The sequence below is a fragment of the Pedosphaera parvula Ellin514 genome (genome assembly GCF_000172555.1).
Classification (GTDB): Bacteria; Verrucomicrobiota; Verrucomicrobiia; order Limisphaerales; family Pedosphaeraceae; genus Pedosphaera.
This window is the reverse complement of sequence record NZ_ABOX02000025.1, coordinates 44477-63208: the sequence shown is the minus strand read 5'-3', so window position 1 is coordinate 63208 and position 18732 is coordinate 44477. Positions and strand designations below refer to the sequence as shown.

Genomic DNA, 18732 nt, shown 5'->3' with positions numbered 1-18732 from the left:
TTACCGCGGCCGAACCAAAATTTCTTCCACGATTGCGCGGGAGGGAAGATTGATTGCCAGCATGACGCAGGCGGCGATATCTTCACTATGCAACATTCTGGCGCGTGCTTCGGCTGCCGGCGGATTGGGACGTTTGTCCAGCAGTGGAGTGTCAATGTCGCCCGGAAAAATCGCACAGGCACGAATCCCATTCGCCCGCTCCTCGGCATTGATCGATTGCGTCAACCCGGCAAGACCAAACTTGGACATTACATAGGCCGGGCCGGCTTTGGCGCTGGCCTGCTTCGCGGCATCAGAGACAACATTCACAATCGTGCCGGATTTCTGCTCACGCATTCCGGGCAGAAATGCTTGAACGCAATAATACGCGCCGTTCAAGTTGGTATCGATCATCTGATGATAATCCTTGAGTGAAAGCTCCTGGAGACTGCGCTTGGGTGCGTTGGTCCCGGCGGCGTTGACTAAAACTTCAACTGCGCCGAGCTTCTGCATGATCTCCCTGGCCGACTGCTCCACATTCGTGCTGTTGCCAATATCGCAAGGCATGGCGAGGAGGTTGCCGGACATCTGGCCTGCTTTGGAAATGGTTTGAGTCAGCGTTTCCACGCGGCGTCCGATGATCGCCACGCGCCAGCCTTCCTTGGCGAGCGCCAGAGCGACCGCTTCACCGACGCCACTGCCTGCTCCTGTCACCACCGCTGTCTTGCTCATAAGTTACCTGACTTGTTCAATGTTTACCCAACGCTTTTCGTTTGTTGAAACCACGGTCGCATCCATTACGGCCTGTGCCTGTGCTCCTTCAAGGAATGAAGGGACACAAGGACGTTGTTGCACGATGGCTTGGATGAACTCCATATCCTGATCGTAGCGGAAAGTCATGATTGGATCGCCAGCATGCGGGTCTCGTTTCGAACCAGGCCACTTTAGGAATTCCGTGGGAACCGGCACTGTGTGCAAACTGGTTTCACCTTTTTTAGAAATCTGCAGTTCCAGCGGACGCTCCAATTGGAAGACCAGGGTGCCTTCAGTGCCATTCACTTCGCAGTAGTCCTGGCTCTTGCCGCTTTCGCCGCGACCGGTGGCCACTTTGCTACTTTCGAGAACTCCCGTCGCATGGTTCCGCTGAAACTCAGCCATGATGGCCACCCAATCCTCAAGGTCTGAAACTTGTCCATCCCGCACATCGTGATAGCGCCGCATGTCAGCAACCAGGCGCGTCATGGGACCAACCAGCAGGTGCGCATAATCAATGCGATGCGACAACATATCCCCCAATTCACCGGTGCCTGCCAGTTTGGCAATCTGACGCCAACCGACAGCGCGCGTCCCCCAATCCTGCAAGCGGCAGGAGCGAAAATGATAAGGTTCACCAATAAATCCTGACTTCACCATGTGCGCCATGTAACGCATGGCCGGAACAAAACGGTAAGTGAAAGCCGTCATATGTCGCACACCAGCTTTTTCAGCCGCATCCAGCATGGCTTTCGATTCGGCGAAATTCATGGCAATCGGCTTTTCACAAAGCACGTGTTTGCCGGCATTGATGGCCGCCAGCGCAATCGGAGCGTGGGTGAAATTCGGCGTCGCAATAATCACGGCGTTCACCTCTTCCCGATTGAGCATGTCGAGATAATTTGTAAAGGCTGCCGAAATGCCGGTTTGTTGCACTGCTTTCTGAAGCACCTCAGCATTCGTATCGCATAAGGCGACGAGTTTTGCTTCGGGACACAGTGCCAGTCCAGGAAGGTGGTTTTGCAACGCAATCCCACCACAGCCGATCATGCCTACGCCAATCTGTTTCATATCTTTTTCCTTAATGAGAATGGTCCAACACAATGACAGGTGCGGCGGATTGGCAAAGAAAAAAGTAAACTCATCAGTGTCACAATCCGCTTTAAACTGGTGAACGTCACGCTAAGATGCCCTCGAATGAAAGCCGAATTTCAGACACGCCGCCAATTTGCCAGTGATAACAATTCGGGAATTTGTCCCGAAGCCTTTGCCGCCCTGGCTGAAGCAAATCGTGGTCATGCACCCGGTTATGGCAACGATCCCTGGACTGCCAAGGCCTCCGACATGATCCGGGATGTATTTGAAACCAAGTGCGAAGTGTTTTTCGTTTTTAACGGAACAGCCGCCAATTCCCTAGCGCTCGCTTCATTGTGTCAATCCTATCACAGTATCCTTTGCCACGAGCATGCTCATGTCGAAACGGCTGAGTGTGGTGCTCCTGAATTTTATTCCAACGGCAGCAAGGTCCTCCTTTTGTCGGGGAAGGACGGCAAAATTGAATCCAAGGCAATTGAAGGCGCCGTGATGAAGCGAACCGATGTTCATTACCCTAAACCGCGTGCTCTGAGCATCACCCAGGCGACCGAAATGGGAACCATTTATTCCCTGGATGAGTTGCACAAAGTCATCGATACCGGTAAACGCTTTGGCCTGCGTGTGCACATGGATGGCGCCCGTTTCGCCAATGCGGTTGCTTCGCTTGGTGTCAGCCCCAAGGAGATCACCTGGCAGGCGGGAGTGGACGTCCTCTGTTTCGGTGGCACAAAGAACGGCATGGCAGTGGGTGAAGCGGTGGTTTTCTTTGATACAGAACTGGCAAAGGAATTTGATTACCGCTGCAAACAAGCCGGCCAACTCGCTTCCAAGATGCGCTTCCTCTCGGCTTCATGGGTTGGCATGTTGCAGAATGACGCCTGGTTGCGTCACGCGCGCCATGCGAACTCGATGGCGAAACGTCTGGAGACAGCTCTTGCAGGGATACCTAAACTCAAGATTTCATTCCCCTGCGAAACAAACGGCGTTTTTGTAAGGATGCCCCAAGCCGTCATCAAAGGCTTATACGAAAAAGGCTGGAAATTTTATACCCACGTCAGCCCCGATGATGCCCGTCTCATGTGCAGTTGGGACACCACCGAAGAAGACGTGGATGCGTTTGTAGCGGATGCAAAGAGCCTGGCTGAAAAGCTCTAATCAGCCGTCATTTCCAATTGCATCGACTGGACAGCCTTCTTTCACCTCAAGTGCGGCATTGATTTGGTTGTTGGTGATGGGTTGATGGTGCACAATATTCTGAGTTCCGTCCGGGCTTTCGCGAAAACTCGCGGGCGCGTATTCGCTGCAAAGTCCACATTGAATGCAGCTTGTGTCGACATACCAAGGGCCAGGAACATTCTCAGGATGTCGCTCTTTTAAGTTTGCCATAATTTTCTTTGTATAGTTTTCAAACCAGCTTCTGGAGCCTACTCGTGGAAGGTATTTGCTAAAAATTCATTAATGGCATTAAAATGATGCATTATATGAATGAGTTTCTGGCCAAGTCTCCCTTTGATTTATATGAGCTCAATCTCTTTCATCTGGTTGCCCGGCGCAGCAGTTTCACCAAGGCGGGACAGGAGGCTGGTTTAACGCAAAGCGCCATTACCCGCCAGATCCGTGGCATGGAAGATCGGTTGGGAATTACTCTATTCGAGCGTACCACCCGCCACGTAAAGTTAACGAGAGCCGGGGCAAGATTGTTTGAAAAGTCGGATGCGTTATTGGCAGAGGTAAACGGCACGATACGGGAACTCCAAAGAGACTTTGAACTGGTCCCTCAAACGATACGAGTTGGCATCTCACGCTCAATTGGATTCGCTTACCTACCCGGATTCTTCTTTGCCTTCCGGAGAAAGTTTCCTGGAGTTCAAATCCAGTTGGCCCAGGAACCCAGCAGAACGTTACTTCAAAACGTGGAGCAGAACGAATTGGATGTGGCCCTGCTTTCACCTCCGCCACACTTGCCGCGCGGTTTGAAGATTACCCATCGATTCAATGACGACTTCACAATCATTGCTCCGCCTCAACTGCAGTTGCCCCGAAAAGGAAAGCAGATCGATTTAATCAAGACCGGGAAATTGCTTATGACTCAACGCTGGATATCGATTGACCGTGAGTGCAATACAGGCAAGCGCATGCACCATTGGCTGGCAAAGAATGACTTGCGAATTGAGCCGGCCATGGAACTGGACAATTTCGACGTCATCGTCAATCTGGTTTCGCTCGGAATGGGTGTAAGTCTGGTGCCTCATCGGGTGCTGCCGATTTATTTTAACCGGCGTGCGGTGCAAAAAATATCTCTAAAGGAAAAGTTTTCTCGTGAGCTGGTTGTCGTGGTTAGAAAGAACCGAAAGCAAGCCGAGTATTTAACAAATTTCGTGGAAAACATTCTTTTCTAGCAGGCCAAGCGCCTACTCACGCAGCCTTTGCCTCAATACCTGCCATCAGACGCATTAAATTCGTCTGAGAAAAATCCTGGCGGGCAAGTTCTCCCGCGATGTCGCCCTGCCGCATGACGATGATCCGGCGGCTGAGGTTCATAACCTCAGGCAGCTCGGAGGAGATCACCATCAGGGCCAATCCCTGGCAGGCGAGTTCGTCAAGCAGGTGATGGATTTCAGCCTTCGCTCCGACATCGACGCCCCGTGTCGGCTCATCAACAATCAATACTTTGCATTGCCGGGCAAGCCATTTGGCCAGGGCAATTTTTTGTTGGTTTCCCCCGCTAAGGCCGGCCACGGGTGCGTCAATCGAAGGCGTTTTGACATGCAACCGGTCCACATAGCCTTGCACCATCGAGCGTTCTTGGCCTTGTCTCACAAAACCCAGTTTGCTCAATCGGTTTAAAATCGTAAGCGACGTGTTTTCCCGGCAGTTCATCGTGAGCACCAGTCCCAGTCGCTTGCGATCTTCCGGCAATAAACCAATTCCCATCTTAAGAGCGGCGACCACTGATCTCAGTGCCAATTCCTTCCCATGAATGAAGACTTTGCCCGTCGCATTTTCATCCAGGCCAAAAATCGCCTGTGCCACTTCGCTGCGACCCGCGCCAATCAATCCGGCAAAACCAAGAATTTCTCCGGCACGCAGCGTGAAGCTGATATCCTTGAATTTCCCCGGCGAACACAGGTTCTCCACTCGCAGCAACTCCTCACCCAGGTCCTTATGCAAATGCTGCGAGGTGTATTGCTTCACTTCCCGGCCAACCATCTGCTGAATCACGCGTTCTGGATTTGTCGCAGGGATCGGCTCGGTCGAAACATGTTTGCCATCCCGCAAAACCGTGATGTGATCACATAACCGGAACAACTCCTCCATGCGATGCGAGACATAGATGATGGTGATTCCGCGCTCTTTAAGTTTTGCGAGCAGTTGAAATAAATTTTCACTTTCGTGCAATGAGAGCGAACTCGTCGGCTCATCCATCACTATGATCTGAGCCTTCGTTCCCAGCGCCGCTGCAATTTGAACCAATTGCTCCTGACCGGTGGAAAGCTCATTGATCGGGAGATCAACATTAATATCGCAATCAATTTCAGCCAGCATGGCTCGCGCCAGTTTGCGCATCTTTGTTTTATCGAGCCAGCCGGCATGGCGGGGTAAATCGCCGAGGCAAAGATTTTCCGCCACGCTCAGGTTCGGACAAAACGCCAGTTCCTGATGCACCATCGCAATTCCAAGGTGGCGGGCCGCCAAAGGATTCGTGGGGCAAATGGGCTGGCCTTCCAGCACCATTCCGCCCTCATCAGCCGTGTACACACCGGCAAGAATTTTTCCTAAAGTACTCTTGCCGGCCCCGTTTTCGCCGATGAGCGCATGACAACTGCCTCGCTCAATTTCAAAACTCACCTGGTCAAGCGCCTGCACGCCGGGAAATCGCTTGTTGATATTTTGAAAAGCGAGATAGGCCATGGATTAAGATTTGGCTGCGAGTTGTTCGCGCATCCAGCCTGGCCGATTGGTGGTGATGCCATCCACTCCCGCTTCCGCCTCAGCCTTCGCCACGATCGGATCATCGACTGTCCAGGTGTAAAGCTTCAGTCCGGCGGCATGAACCTTGTCCACAAACTGCTTGTCAATCGGGAATCCCTGATTGAGATCAAGACCATCCAGCTTGGCTGCCTTGCTCTTTGCAATCAAATCTTCCACCGGCGGAAACACCTTCTTTTTGTCGGCCTGCACCAGCCAATTAACCTCAAGATTGGGAAATTTCTCCTTGGCTGCCTGCATCGTTTCATAACCGAAACCAATGATCACCGTTTGCTCGGGCTTCTTCCCCGCCTTTTTTAGCACATTCGCCAATTCAGGTAGAACTTCCGGCCCACACTTGATTTCGATAAACAACCGCTTCCCATCGGGAATCAAGGCAAGCACTTCCTCCAGCAGGGGAATCTTCTCGGAAAATCCCTTGCCCTGCCACTTGCCCCACTTGCCAATATCCAGGGCGCGCAACTCCTCCAGCGTATGTTCGGAAACCTTTAGCTTCTCACCACCGGTGCGGGCCATATCATAATCATGCATGACAACGACCTTGCCATCCTTGGTCAGATGAATGTCGAGTTCATCCGCGTCAGCATTTTGTTTGTACCCCAGTTTGAACGACGACAGCGTGTTCTCCGGCGCATCAAAGGACGCGCCACGATGACCGACAATCTGAGCAGCAAATGTGGACGACGACATACAGAGACTGGCAACAAGCACAGTATTAAATAGAGTCTTCATTTTAATAAATTCAACGATGTTCCAGAATTAACTATTTATTTTGGCAACCACTTTTCCCAGTTCTTGGCGAAAGCATCAACGTTTTCCTTCGTGACCGGAATCAACGGGCTCACATCCTTCACATTCTCCGGATTTTTCTTCAGATGAATCTTGTTGATGAGATGTTCCGTGGAGCGATAGCCCCATTCATAAACCTGTTGGGCCAATAAAATCTGAACATGGCCGCTCTTAAGATAGGCCAGTTCAGCGGGCAGGGCATCCACTGACACACACTTAATCGTACCGGCCTGCCACTTCAAAGCGTTGTCGGTGAACAGGGGCCAGCCACCAATCATTGCCCAACCGGTGATGTCTGGATTTGCCTGCATCACTTGTTCGACTTTTGCAGCCGCATCCTGCGGAGTTTCCTTGTGGTAATACGTGTCGCGAATGGTGATGCCTGGATATTTTTTGGCCGCATTCTTCACCCCTTGAACGCGCTTCTGCAGGTTGGGCGCATTTTGGTTTCCCGCCAGGATTGCAATGACACCTTTCCCTCCCATCACCTTCGCCAATTCCTCCATCACCTGTTCGCCGCACTTGATGTCGTCCACGCCATACGTAACAAACCGCTTGCTTGCTGGCGCATCGGAATCGAACGTGGCCACCGGCACGCCATTCTTTACCGCCGAATTAATCGCATCGGTCAACTTGTTCGCATCCGAGCAACTCACCGCAATGCCGTCCGCGCCCGCCAGCACCAACTGCTCAATTGCCTCCGCCTGTTTCTGCGCATCCTCCTCGTTAGGCGTGCGCCAATCGATCTTGATATTAATGTCGTATTTTTTGCCTAGCTCCTTGGCGGCATCCACTGCGCCAACACGCGCCGCCTGGAACACCGGGTTGCCTTGCGACTTGGCGACGAGCCCGATTGTGTAAGACTTCTTCGTCTGTGCGTGCGTGCTTAGGGCGAGGCCCAGCATGAGTGTGGTGGTGAGCAGATTCTTTAGCATAAATTGTTTGGTTATCTTTAGGTTTGCTGATGGTTTAAAAGTATTTCAATTCCGATCCGACTTGATAGTTGGCGACGAACCCTGGCTCCTGGCCCGCCGCCGTGCCCTGAAGTTCATTATCAGGCCCGTCAAAAAGCCGCCTATAAGCACTGCTGCGAAAAAACAGAGCAGGAAGAGTACGATTTTCATGCGAAGTTATTGTTGGGAGTTTGGTTTGTCGCATGATAACTCGCTCATTTTGAATGCGAAAGCAACCGACGCTTCGCCAGTAAATTGTTCAATTGATCCAGCACCACCGCCACAATTACGACAATCCCCATGATTATTTGGCTGTAATTCTGGTCGATCTGCAAAATCACAATGCCAGTTGTAATCAGTTGAATCACCAACGCTCCCAGCAATGCCCCCAGCGCCGACCCTTTGCCACCCGCCAGACTCGCGCCGCCCACCACCGCCGCCGCAATCACATTCAGCTCGTAACCCTGGCCATCGCCGGAGGTCGCGCCGCCGTAATAGCCAATCGAAAGCAATGCCGCTATCCCCGCCGTCAAACCGGAAATGATGTAAACACTCAGCTTCACCCGGTTCACCTGGATGCCGCTGAATTTGCTGGCTAATTCATTGCCGCCAATTGCGTAAACCCTCCGTCCCGTCGCCAATCGTGCCAGATAAATCCCGCCCACGATTGTCACAATGATCATCACCACCAGCGGCACCAGGCTGAGTCCGTCACCGATTTCCCACCGAATCAGGTCGCGAAACGCCTGGGGAAACCCGCCAATCGATTGGCCTTTGGTAATCACGAACGCAACGCCGCGCAAAATCGCCATCGTCCCCAGTGTGATGATGAATGGATGTACCCGCAGCGCCACAATCATTCCGCCGTTCAGAAATCCGCACAGCACCGCTGTTCCCACACAAGCAAGCATACCCAGCGATACACTTATCCAGGGTGAAAGTCCGGCATGCGCTCCCTCCGGCCCGCACCGCTGCAGCACCAATGCCCCCAACACCGACGCCAGCGCATAGATCGCACCCACCGAAAGATCAATCCCGCCGGAAATAATGACGAAGGTGGCCCCCACCGCCATGATTGCAATGAAGCTCGTATCCTTGGCCACCTGCGCCAGATTCTGAGCATTTAGGAATTTATTCTTCTCCACCAGCACCGGCTCTTTGTCGCCGCTTTCATTCGTGCGGAAGACCCGCACCCGTTCCCCCTCGGCATTGGTTTCGAACTTGGGCACCTTCACACTACCGCCAAAAACCGTCAACAACACCCCCAAAAGCAAAATCACTACGAGCAATCCGCCTTCTTGCAAGCGAAGTCTGCGCGAGCGCACCGGTGTTGCCGGGCTGTTATTGGCACTCATGTGATTGGCCCTATACTATCAAAGGCCCCGTCTACAACGCAAGGCTCCGCCGCTTGGGCCTACGAGGAAACGCATCTGAATGCCGTCGCAATCCCGCGCAAAAATCACCAGGTGTTGGAAATTGCCGCAACTCCGAAATTCTGCGACGGCCGATGTGTCACCAATAGAAACCCCCCTGAGAGAAACCACTCTGAGCCAAATAATCAAACGACTTGGCGTGACGCAAAATAAAATACCCTTATTGAAAGCGAGCAATAAGGGTATTTTAGAAACGATTGGACTCCGTGTCGAGAGAAATGGTGTGGCGGCAAACATTCTGAAAGGAGAACCCATTTGGATGCGTCTGCCCTGGTTTGGGTCTGCCAACAATCCTTCGTGACTGCCCGTTGGCAGACGACTTGTCCTCCATTGGATTTGTCACTCGTCAGGAAATTATTTCTCCGACCTTTGACAAAAACCAAGCTTAAGTCCTCCTCTTTGGTAGGGAAACTCCTACCGTCAAAAATTTTTCGCTAGTCACCCACCAATGCGAAGTTCCAACGGAGGAAATAACGAAGTAGAAAGGCCGGGCTGTCCCCGGATGCCACTAATGGCTCCGGTCCGCTAATGTGCGGGCTTATGTCTTCGTTCCAATATTACGTTAATCGCGAAAGAGAGGTTTCAAATGAAATCAGTCTGGTTAAAAAAAATCGCCCTTATCACCCTTGTTGTGTCCGTGTCAGCATTCAGTGCTTATGCCGATAAAGCCGACACGATGCACAATGGCGTTGAGATGAAGGATGGCAAAATGATGGTCGTGAAGGATGGCCAGGCCACGCCCATGGATCAGGACATGACCATGTCCGACGGCACGAAAGTCACCAAGGACGGCACCGTCGTGATGAAGGACGGCAAGACCAAAACGCTCAAGGACGGCCAGATGGTCAGCATGGATGGCAAAATGATGAAGGTGAAGGGTGAGCACATGATGATGCACGACGGCGTCATGATGAAAGACGGCAAGATGATGGTCATAAAGGATGGCCAGGCCACACCCATGGATCAGGACATGACCATGTCCGACGGCACCAAGGTCATGAAAGACGGCACGGTCATGACGAAGCATGGAAAAAGCAAAACGCTAAAAGACGGCCAGATGGTCACCATGGATGGCAAAACGATGAAAATGAAAGAGCAATAGTCAGCGGTTCATTGGTCTCCAATCGCGCCCTTGAATTGCGACTCGTACTCTTCGGTCTCAGCCGCCGGGTTGAATTGGCCGCGAACGCGGGGATCGAATTGTGAAACGTCTCGTTAAAAAACATCCGTTGGCCATTCGTTGGTTCCACTGGATCAACTTCCCGCTCCTGACCCTCATGATCTGGAGCGGCTTGATGATTTATTGGGCCGGAAGTGACGCACGGTTTTCCAACGGCGTCTACCGCATTGGTTGGGGGCAGACCACTCTATTCCATTTTTTTCCTGACGCTTTCTGGCGTGCTTTGGGCCTGCAATATCAGCTCGCGCGAGGAATGGCGTGGCACTTCTTCTTCGTATGGTTTTTTGCCATCAATGGTTTCTTATATGTCATTTACCTCCTTGTCTCAGGTGAATGGCGATTCCTGGTTCCGCAACGCCATGCACTCGTCGGGGCATTCCAGGTTCTCCTGCACGATCTGCATCTGCGCAAAACTCTGCCGCCATTCCTCAAATACAATCCCGCACAACGAATCGCCTACACCTTGATTATCTTGATGGGCGGTGCCAGCCTCGTGACGGGCCTGGCCATATATCGGCCTGTGCAATTGGGTTGGTTAACCGCCCTTTTAGGCGGCTATCAATGGGCGCGCTGGGAGCACTTCTGGCTCACCATGGGGTTCGTCCTGTTCTTTGTCATCCACGTCATTCAAGTGGTGCGGGCAGGATGGAACAATTTCCGGTCCATGGTGGCCGGTGTCGAAATCGAAGAGACCAAACCGGACCATGACAAACCCTGAGCCCAACCCTCACTCTGGCACTTCTGCAGAGGCCACCGAAGACGAACGTGTACATCGCGAAATGCGCCGACGTTCCCGCCGGGCATTCATCACAGCATTTCTGGCGGCCGGTGCAGGTTATGGCGGTTGGCGCTGGCTAATGAGCCGTCCCCATCTCGACAACCTGCCATCCCCCTTTCGCAAGATGCTGCAGTTGAATGAAAGGATCACCAGCAAGGTTCTTGATCCGAATCGGCGGATTCGCGAAGTCTCTGAGAATTCAGTCACGGCGGGCGGGCCTCGAGTCAACGGCGATATCGGCTTGAACAGCGATATTGATTTCGACAACTGGCGGTTGCAAATCGTCGGTACAAATCTGTCCTTTCGTCTGGACGATTTAAAAACACTTCCTTCCGTGAACCAGGTGACGCCCTTGAACTGTATTGAAGGCTGGACCACTGTGGCGCGTTGGACCGGGATACGCCTGGCGGACTTCGTCGATAAATTTTATCCAGCCGCTCGCAAGTATGCTTACGCCAGTTTGGCCACACCCGACGGACAATATTATGTCGGCCTGGATGCCCCCAGTGCCTTTCATCCACAAACTCTTTTATGCTATGAGATCAACGGCGAGCCATTGACCGTTTCGCACGGCGCTCCTCTCCGTCTCCTGATTCCCACAAAGTACGGAATCAAAAACCTCAAACGCATCGGCACTATTCACTTCACCGACAACCGCCCCCGCGACTACTGGGCCGAACAAGGCTACGACTGGTTCGCGGGGTTGTGATCGTCGAAGACACCGGTGCCGGTGAGCATTTCTGCTCGTTCCAATTCGCACGCGGCAAATGCGGCCCACGAGCGCATGTTGTCCATCCTTCAGGATGCCTCCGCGATCATGCTTGAACCCAAACCGGTATTGCCATCTGCCCCGAGTCCCAATCCCTCAATTGCCTCGACTCGCGTACGCGCCCCACGACTCGGATCCCCCATCACCGTGTTCTCCGCGACAGCCCGCAAACCAAAATTCTACTCACTTTTCAAAGCCACAGGAGTACAGAGAAGCATTGGGACAGTATCAGGGTTTTGAAATGAACGTGGAACAGTGGTAAGTCCCTGGAATTCTTCCAAGCTTACGTTGAGAATTCCATTGATTCAGTCTAATCTCCTGCCATTGCCACGAGCTAAACTATGAACCAAACCCGTCAAATCTCGCTGCTCGCCCTGACAATGCTTTCAATGAGCGTGCGATTCGTTGCCGCCGAAATCAACAAACCCTCCACGACTCCCACACCCACGGTTACACCGGCAAAGGCGCGTCCCAACATTCCCGAGATGATCGAGGCCGACGGCAAACTCCGCCTGAGCTTCGGTGACGAAAAAATGGTTCTCCCTCGAGGTTTGCAACCGTCGATGCTTCGCACCGCATCCGGTGCGTTGATAGTGCAGGCACAAATTCCTCAGAAACCGTTCCCGTCATCGCGCATGACTTATCCCTGGGCGATGGAAACCAGAATTTCACGGGACGACGGCAAAACCTGGACGCTCTTCCCGCTGAAGCCGAATGAAAATGGGGTGAACCTGGAAGGCGGCATCGTGCAACTGCGGGACGGCACCATCCTTGCCCTCGACACTTATATTTCGCCGGGCACGCATCCCGACGAAGGCATTGGACAACTTTACACCTCCACGAATGACTGGCGCACCTTGGAAGGCCCGCAGAATGTCACCTTCGATCTGCCAAACGCAGATTTCTATTGCTCCAAAGACGATGGTGGACACCCGCATGACGCGCAACGACTCCATCGCCGGATTCTCGAACTGCCCAGCGGCGATTTGTTGGCGACTTTTTACGGCTGGATCAAAGGCGACAAAACTCCCGCCACCTACATGCCCACCATGATGAAGTCGCGGGTGATACTGGTCCGCTCAACCGATCGCGGACAACATTGGAAAATGATCTCCACAGTGGCGGTCGATCCAACGATCGGCACTGAAGGCTTTGGAGAACCTGTCATTGTGCGATTGAGCAAGGGGCCAAATGCAGGGCGGTTAATCTGTCTCATGCGGACGGGCCGCGAATTGCGTGAAGCAATTTCCGATGACGAAGGCGTGACTTGGAGTCCGCATCAACCGCGCGTATTCGCTGGTCTAGATATCTATCGCACCGAACTCTGGGTCGATTGGCTCCGCAATTACAAAGGCTCGAAAGGACGGTTGCTGGACGAAAACAATCCCGATGACTTGCGGGGCGCGGTGGTGGATCCCGAACTGATTGAATTACGCAGTGGCTTGCTCGTCGCAGCCTTCGGAGTGCGCATTCCGCAGAAAGCCTGCTGGGCACATCCGGAACATTCCTGGAATGGCAATTATCTCGCCTTCAGCACCGACCACGGACAAACCTGGAGCAACGTGGTCCGCATGACCTCTGGAGTTTTGACAACCCACTACATGGCCGTGGAGGAAACGCTCACCGACAACAAACTCTTTGTAACCTACGACCTCGGCGGCTGGAGCAAGGGAATGAACCGCGACATCTGGGGTCGATTCGTGGAAGTTGCCATAAAGGCTCATTGAGTCAGCGGCACAATTGCTCCAAAAAGCAGCGATCTGCTTCCGGCACCGAAACCAGACGACTGTCTGCTCCGCCAACGTCCTCTGCCTATCATGGCGTCCACGTCCCTCAGTCAACCTCAACAGGTACATCTTCGCGAGTTTTCGCTCCCGTATGGAGCATCTCATCCAGCGTATTCAACAATGTTTCCGCAGTGTACGGCTTGGGCAAAAAATGTTTTGCGCCTGTGGCCATCGCCCTGGCCCGATGTTCCGAGGTGGACAGCCCGCTGACGGCGATGATCTCCACTGCTGGATTTATCTTTTTTAGCACCGGAATCAACACGGACCCGTCCATCACTGGCATAATCATGTCGGTCAACGCCAGTTTAATTTCATCCTTATGTTGAGCAAACACCGCCACGGCATCCGCGCCGTCCGCCGCGGTCAGGACGTTATAACCATAAGCTTCGAGAGTTTGTTTGGTGATCGTCCTCACCGATGCCTCGTCGTCTATGACCAAAAGCAATTCGCCACGTCCATGCGGCATCCGTGCCTCCTCAATTCCTGACGCGGCCAAATCCCGGGCAACTTTTGCCGGGAGCCAGACTTCAAAAGTCGATCCCTTTCCGGGCTCGCTATAAACGTTGATGAAACCACTGTGGCTTTTGACTATGCCGAGCGCGGTCGAAAGGCCGAGACCGGTTCCCTCGCCAACCTCTTTGGTGGTAAAGAACGGATCGAAAATCTTCTCTCGCATCTCCGGGGCTATGCCGGTTCCCGTGTCGGTGACTTTAATGACCACATACGAACCCGGTTTTGCTTGCAGGTTCATGGGCCTGTTGGCCGCATCAATCTCGATATTCTCAGCTGTGATTGTTAAATCGCCTCCCGACGGCATCGCATCACGGGCGTTGAGGCTCAGGTTGAGCATCACCTGGTGAAGTTGGGTCGGATCTCCGGAGAGCGGCCACAGGTTCTCGGCGATTCTGGTCTGGATGCGTATCGATTTGGGAAAGGTTTCACCGATGATGCTTGCGATTTCTCGAATCAGATGCCTGGGCTGCAAACTGAGGTAGCACCCCTCAACTCCACGGGCAAAGGAGAGTACTTGTTTGACCAGTTCCGATCCTCGTTTGGCATTGCCCTCGATCATTGCAATAAGTTGCTGATTCTCCTCGCCCGGCAGTTCCATTTTCATTAGTTCACACGTCATCAGGATGGGGGCCAGCATATTGTTCAGGTCGTGGGCAATGCCCCCGGCCAGCGTCCCGATGCTCTCCATGCGTTGGGCCCGCAGGAACTGTTTCTCCAACTCCTTTCTTTCCGTGATATCTTCAGCGACGCCGGCGAGGCGGTATAGGTTTCCTTGCTTATCCCTGACCGGAAACCCGCGGTCATGAATCCAGCGCTGCACACCGTCCGGTCGCAAGATGCGAAATTCCTGCTCAAAGCTCCCGGTTTTCTGAAACTTCTGGAATGCCTCCTTCACACGTGCCTGATCCTCAGGATGAACTGCTTCCAGCCACGATTGTGGTGATTTGTAAAGACTCTCGCAAGTGCGCCCCCAAATTCTCTCATAGGCTGGACTGATGTAGATGGTTTCATTTCTGTCCAGGTTGGTAAGCCAAAAGACCTCATCGATGCTCTCGGTAACCTGCCGGAATCTTTGCTCGCTTTCCATGAGTGCCTCGATTGCGCGCTTCCGCTGGGTGATGTCCTGTGCGATGCCGAACACCCGGTCTGACTTCTTCGTGTCCCCCCGCATCACGCTCCCCTGGCTATGCAGGAAGCGCACTCCACCGTCCGGGCGGATGATCCGATATTCCACATCAAAGTGCTGGCTCAGGCGTGTTGCCTCGTCCACCTCCGCAACCAATCTGTCCCGGTCCTCGGGATGAACCAATTTCAAAAACTCGGAGCGATAAAGTTTGCCCGGCTGCGGTTCCAGTCCAAGGATGCGATAAATTTCATCCGAGCATGTGATCAGGCCCGTTTTAAGGTCCCGCTCCCAGTGTCCCACATGGGCGATCCGTTGCGCTTGCTCCAGCTTGCGTTGGCTTTCCTCCAATGCTTCCATGGCGCTACGGCGTTCAGCCCGTGTGCGCAGTACAACCGTGAGGCCAAAGGCCAGATCCTCAGCCAACTGCTTCAGGATTTCGACCTCTTTGGACTCAAACGCATCCACCTCTTCGGCATACATGCTTAAGGTGCCGAACACTCGCCCGTTGTTTCTCAATGGTAGAGCTATCGATGAGTTATACCCGCGCAAAACGGCCTGTTCACGCCATGGGTGGAAGGCCGGATCTTCCGGAATATTGCGCGTAACGCAGAACTCTCCTGTCCGGATCGAAGTTCCAACCGGGCCACGGCCTCGTGGCTCATCCGCCCAGGTGATATTGGCGGATTCAAGGTAGCCTGACTCAAACCCGGCACATGCCACCGGCCTCACGCTTCGCCGTTCGTTTTGTTCGGCAAATCCGACCCACGCCATCCGATAACCGCCAACCTCCACGGCCGTTCGGCACACCCGGTCCAACCACGTTCCCACATCCGAACTTTGAGCCAGTGTTTTATTCGTTTCGCAGACCAGGCGGAGTGCGCGGTTAACGCGTTGCAATTCCTTTTCCCACTGCTTATGGTCGGAGCTCTCGAGACTCAGCAAATTCATAAGTTGTTCTGCTTCGGAGCACTAAACTGCCTTTTCCACATTCACCTTCCCCAGCAGTTTCAACGTACCTCAATAGGGGGATCGTCTCAAGCAATGGAGCTGTTGCTGAGTGATGCCTGTTCTATCGCTACTTAAGCAGCGTCCCTGGTTACCGGTGCCCTCAGTGGTTGGATTGCATTTTTCCTTCCGGATGCACATTCGCAACCGGTTCTGGAACCCCTCCGCCTCCCGACTCATCACTGCTCTTATAAGGCGGCAGCGTAAAATAGAATGTCGTCCCCCGATCCACCGCAGATTCCACCCAGATGCGTCCACTGTGGCGATGAATGATGCGCTGCACAATCGAGAGGCCAATGCCTGTTCCCGGAAACTGTTCGGCGGTGTGCAGGCGTTGAAAAGCTCCGAAAAGCTTCCCCGCATATTTCATATCAAAGCCCACTCCATTATCCCGAATAAAGTAAACATTCTCGTCGCCTTCGGTTTTCGAGCCCACCTCAATCAACGCTTTTTCACGGGGGCCGGTAAACTTGATCGCATTGGAAAGCAGGTTAACGAATACCTGTCGCAGCAGGGAACTGTCCCCCAGGCAATCCGGCAATGTATCCACCCGCAACTCTATATCGCGGGAAGGTTGTTGTCCCCGCTGTTCTTCAAACACCTCACGCACCAGCCTGTTCATATCCACGCACCGGGGCGCCATGGGCTGACGATCTATGCGGGACAAATTCAAAAGATCCTGGACCAGATGTTCCATCCGTTGCGAGCCGGCTTTAATACTGGCCAGCAGTTGTTGGGCATCTTCAGGCATTCCACGGCCATACTCTTCCTGCAATAAATCCGTGAAGCCATCCACCGCCCGCAGTGGAGCGCGTAAATCGTGCGACACGGTATAAGTAAATGCCTCCAATTCCTTGTTCGCTCTCTGCAGAGCGGTTGTCCGCTCCTGAACGCGCGCCTCCAATTCGTTATGCGATCGGCGCAAGGCAATCTCGGCCTCCTTGTGAGCCGTGATGTCTGCCATCGCCCCGAGCAGGCGGAGGGATTTTCCGGATGCACCCGGCAGAAAAAGGCCGTGATCTTTCACGTAAATATAACTCCCATCCTTGCATCGGAACCGGTACTCCATGTCGTAATCACTGGCTGTCCGCATCGCCTCATGGAACGCGGTCATGGCCTTTTCATGATCAGCTGGGTGGATCATCTCCTCCCACCGACGAATATTCACTTTTTGAAATTCCTCGAGGGTGAAGCCTGTAAGCTTCGTGACGGCCCCGCGCCAGGAGATCTCGCCCGACGGCACATCGTAATCATAGATCATCTGCCCTGTTTGCTCGACCACGATCCGATAGCGATCCTCACTTTCCTGCAGCTCGGCAACCGCCCGCTTCCGTTCGGTGATGTCGTGAGCCACCCCCACAATGCGTCGAATCTGTCCTTCAGCATTCTTCACCGGAATCAGGGTCGTGTGAAAATCGTAATTTTTTCCGCCGAGGGTCAAGCTCTCCTCATAACTGATCGGAGATTTTTCAGCGATGCACCTGTTGTAGTTGCCGGTAATCCTTCGCGCCTCCCCCGGTGGAACCAACTCCTCGAGCGCCTTCCCGGCAAGCTCCGCCGATGAAATCCCCGCTGCTCTCTCAGCGGCGGGATTCCAACGATCAACGCAAAAGCGGCCGTCCGGCAGGACATCCAGCAGAAATATATGATCTGATGTCGTTTCAAACACCTCCCGGTAACGCTGTTCGCTTTCACGCAGAGAGGCCTCAGTTTGTCGGCGCACGTTCAGTTCTCCCCGCGCCCGCTCCAGAGCTGCCTTGATCGAGCGGTTGGCCAGAAACTGATAACTGGCCATGAGCGCAAGATAAAACGTTTGAGTACCCCAAAGTGAAAAAGATGTGCGAATCACTTTGGTGGCGGGAAGATAGCCCAGATTTTCCAGCCCGGCCAAAACAAATACTGTGAGGCAGAAAAAAGCTGCTGCGAACACCCCAACATTCTCGCCAAACAAAAGCCCGCAGATGAGTGTATCCGCGATGTAGGCTGCCGTGACAGGTGAGCGAACACCTCCCCCCGTCAAAGCCAGCACTGTTGCCAGCAACCAAAGCACAACAATCAATATGATGCCGGCTGATCGCGTTTCACCACGGCGATTGAGCATCATCAACACAGGATGCATGAAGTCGATTACCAGAACACTCGACACCCATCGCAACGTGTATTGAGGCAGGAGGAAGAGAAGGAGGATGGCTAACATATTCGTCGCCAACAGAACGGTCCAAAGAATAGTATGCAGGATCCATGCCCGATGCGTTTGCTCTTCATCTGCGAACGTCGGTGATGCAAAAAAATGACGTGGTCCCATGTTCAGGCTCTTGCCTCCCATACGCCCTAAACTTACAACATCGTGCCAGTCATTGCCAGCAGAGCAGGGTTGAGCCCATGTTGCGGGAGCGCCAGCCTATAGGCTGTGCGCGCCCCCCACAAGGCTTCCTGCCTGGGTAGCAAGAGGGGAAATTTCGATCGAGGAATATTCCTATGCCGGACGATTCAGAAGTGAACAGGAGGAAACGGAGGAAACGGAGTGTTTTCAGGGCTTTGATTCAACTCTGCCCATCCCTGGCTGGTCGCTATTCAGTGTG

At 53.3% G+C, this 18732-nt stretch carries 15 protein-coding genes; 6 read left to right on the top strand and 9 right to left on the bottom strand.

Going from position 1 to position 18732, the window contains the following annotated elements:
* Positions 1–711 carry an SDR family oxidoreductase gene (locus CFLAV_RS18585; protein ID WP_007416338.1) on the bottom strand — a complete coding sequence of 237 codons (711 nt, stop codon included), beginning with the start codon at positions 709–711 and terminating at the stop codon, positions 1–3.
* A 3-nt stretch (positions 712–714) separates the two neighbouring features.
* Entirely contained in the window at positions 715–1803 is a 1089-nt protein-coding gene (locus tag CFLAV_RS18580) for a Gfo/Idh/MocA family protein (protein ID WP_007416337.1), read from the bottom strand.
* Between the two features lie 126 nt (positions 1804–1929).
* Between CFLAV_RS18580 and CFLAV_RS18575 the strand changes: the two genes are divergently transcribed.
* Complete coding sequence (locus CFLAV_RS18575) at positions 1930–2982, top strand: threonine aldolase family protein (protein WP_007416336.1); 1053 nt, start codon at positions 1930–1932, stop codon at positions 2980–2982.
* On the opposite strand, the gene CFLAV_RS18570 is transcribed toward CFLAV_RS18575, so the two are convergent.
* The gene (locus CFLAV_RS18570; RefSeq protein WP_007416335.1) at positions 2983–3213 is read right to left on the bottom strand and encodes a ferredoxin; all 231 of its coding nucleotides are present in this window, start codon (positions 3211–3213) and stop codon (positions 2983–2985) included.
* Between the two features lie 95 nt (positions 3214–3308).
* Between CFLAV_RS18570 and CFLAV_RS18565 the strand changes: the two genes are divergently transcribed.
* Entirely contained in the window at positions 3309–4226 is a 918-nt protein-coding gene (locus CFLAV_RS18565; RefSeq protein ID WP_040549399.1) for a LysR family transcriptional regulator, read from the top strand.
* 16 nt (positions 4227–4242) lie between these two features.
* On the opposite strand, the gene CFLAV_RS18560 is transcribed toward CFLAV_RS18565, so the two are convergent.
* The 4 genes from CFLAV_RS18560 to CFLAV_RS18540 all read right to left on the bottom strand — a co-directional run bounded on the left by CFLAV_RS18560 (position 4243) and on the right by CFLAV_RS18540 (position 8914).
* Positions 4243–5739, bottom strand: a complete 1497-nt coding sequence (locus CFLAV_RS18560) for a sugar ABC transporter ATP-binding protein (protein WP_007416333.1) — start codon at positions 5737–5739, stop codon at positions 4243–4245.
* A gap of 3 nt (positions 5740–5742) precedes the next feature.
* Positions 5743–6549 carry a glycerophosphodiester phosphodiesterase gene (locus CFLAV_RS18555; RefSeq protein ID WP_007416332.1) on the bottom strand — a complete coding sequence of 269 codons (807 nt, stop codon included), beginning with the start codon at positions 6547–6549 and terminating at the stop codon, positions 5743–5745.
* A gap of 35 nt (positions 6550–6584) precedes the next feature.
* Positions 6585–7541 carry a substrate-binding domain-containing protein gene (locus CFLAV_RS18550; RefSeq protein ID WP_007416331.1) on the bottom strand — a complete coding sequence of 319 codons (957 nt, stop codon included), beginning with the start codon at positions 7539–7541 and terminating at the stop codon, positions 6585–6587.
* Between the two features lie 233 nt (positions 7542–7774).
* The gene (locus tag CFLAV_RS18540) at positions 7775–8914 is read right to left on the bottom strand and encodes an ABC transporter permease (RefSeq protein WP_007416329.1); all 1140 of its coding nucleotides are present in this window, start codon (positions 8912–8914) and stop codon (positions 7775–7777) included.
* A 664-nt stretch (positions 8915–9578) separates the two neighbouring features.
* Here CFLAV_RS18540 and CFLAV_RS32665 point away from each other — a divergent pair.
* From CFLAV_RS32665 to CFLAV_RS18515, 4 genes are all read left to right on the top strand, one after another.
* Positions 9579–10094 (top strand): DUF6799 domain-containing protein, encoded by a 516-nt coding sequence (locus CFLAV_RS32665; RefSeq protein ID WP_007416327.1) that lies wholly within the window; start codon positions 9579–9581, stop codon positions 10092–10094.
* A 100-nt stretch (positions 10095–10194) separates the two neighbouring features.
* The gene (locus tag CFLAV_RS18525) at positions 10195–10890 is read left to right on the top strand and encodes a cytochrome b/b6 domain-containing protein (RefSeq protein ID WP_007416326.1); all 696 of its coding nucleotides are present in this window, start codon (positions 10195–10197) and stop codon (positions 10888–10890) included.
* A complete protein-coding gene (locus CFLAV_RS18520) occupies positions 10877–11659 on the top strand; it encodes a molybdopterin-dependent oxidoreductase (protein ID WP_007416325.1) in 783 nt (260 codons plus the stop codon). Before CFLAV_RS18525 ends, CFLAV_RS18520 begins: the two co-directional genes overlap by 14 nt.
* 401 nt (positions 11660–12060) lie before the next feature.
* Positions 12061–13446 carry a sialidase family protein gene (locus CFLAV_RS18515; RefSeq protein WP_007416323.1) on the top strand — a complete coding sequence of 462 codons (1386 nt, stop codon included), beginning with the start codon at positions 12061–12063 and terminating at the stop codon, positions 13444–13446.
* 106 nt (positions 13447–13552) lie between these two features.
* On the opposite strand, the gene CFLAV_RS32660 is transcribed toward CFLAV_RS18515, so the two are convergent.
* Positions 13553–16093 carry a hybrid sensor histidine kinase/response regulator gene (locus CFLAV_RS32660; protein ID WP_007416322.1) on the bottom strand — a complete coding sequence of 847 codons (2541 nt, stop codon included), beginning with the start codon at positions 16091–16093 and terminating at the stop codon, positions 13553–13555.
* 160 nt (positions 16094–16253) lie between these two features.
* Positions 16254–18455 (bottom strand): sensor histidine kinase, encoded by a 2202-nt coding sequence (locus tag CFLAV_RS32655; protein WP_160164614.1) that lies wholly within the window; start codon positions 18453–18455, stop codon positions 16254–16256.
* Between the last annotated feature and the right edge of the window lie 277 nt (positions 18456–18732).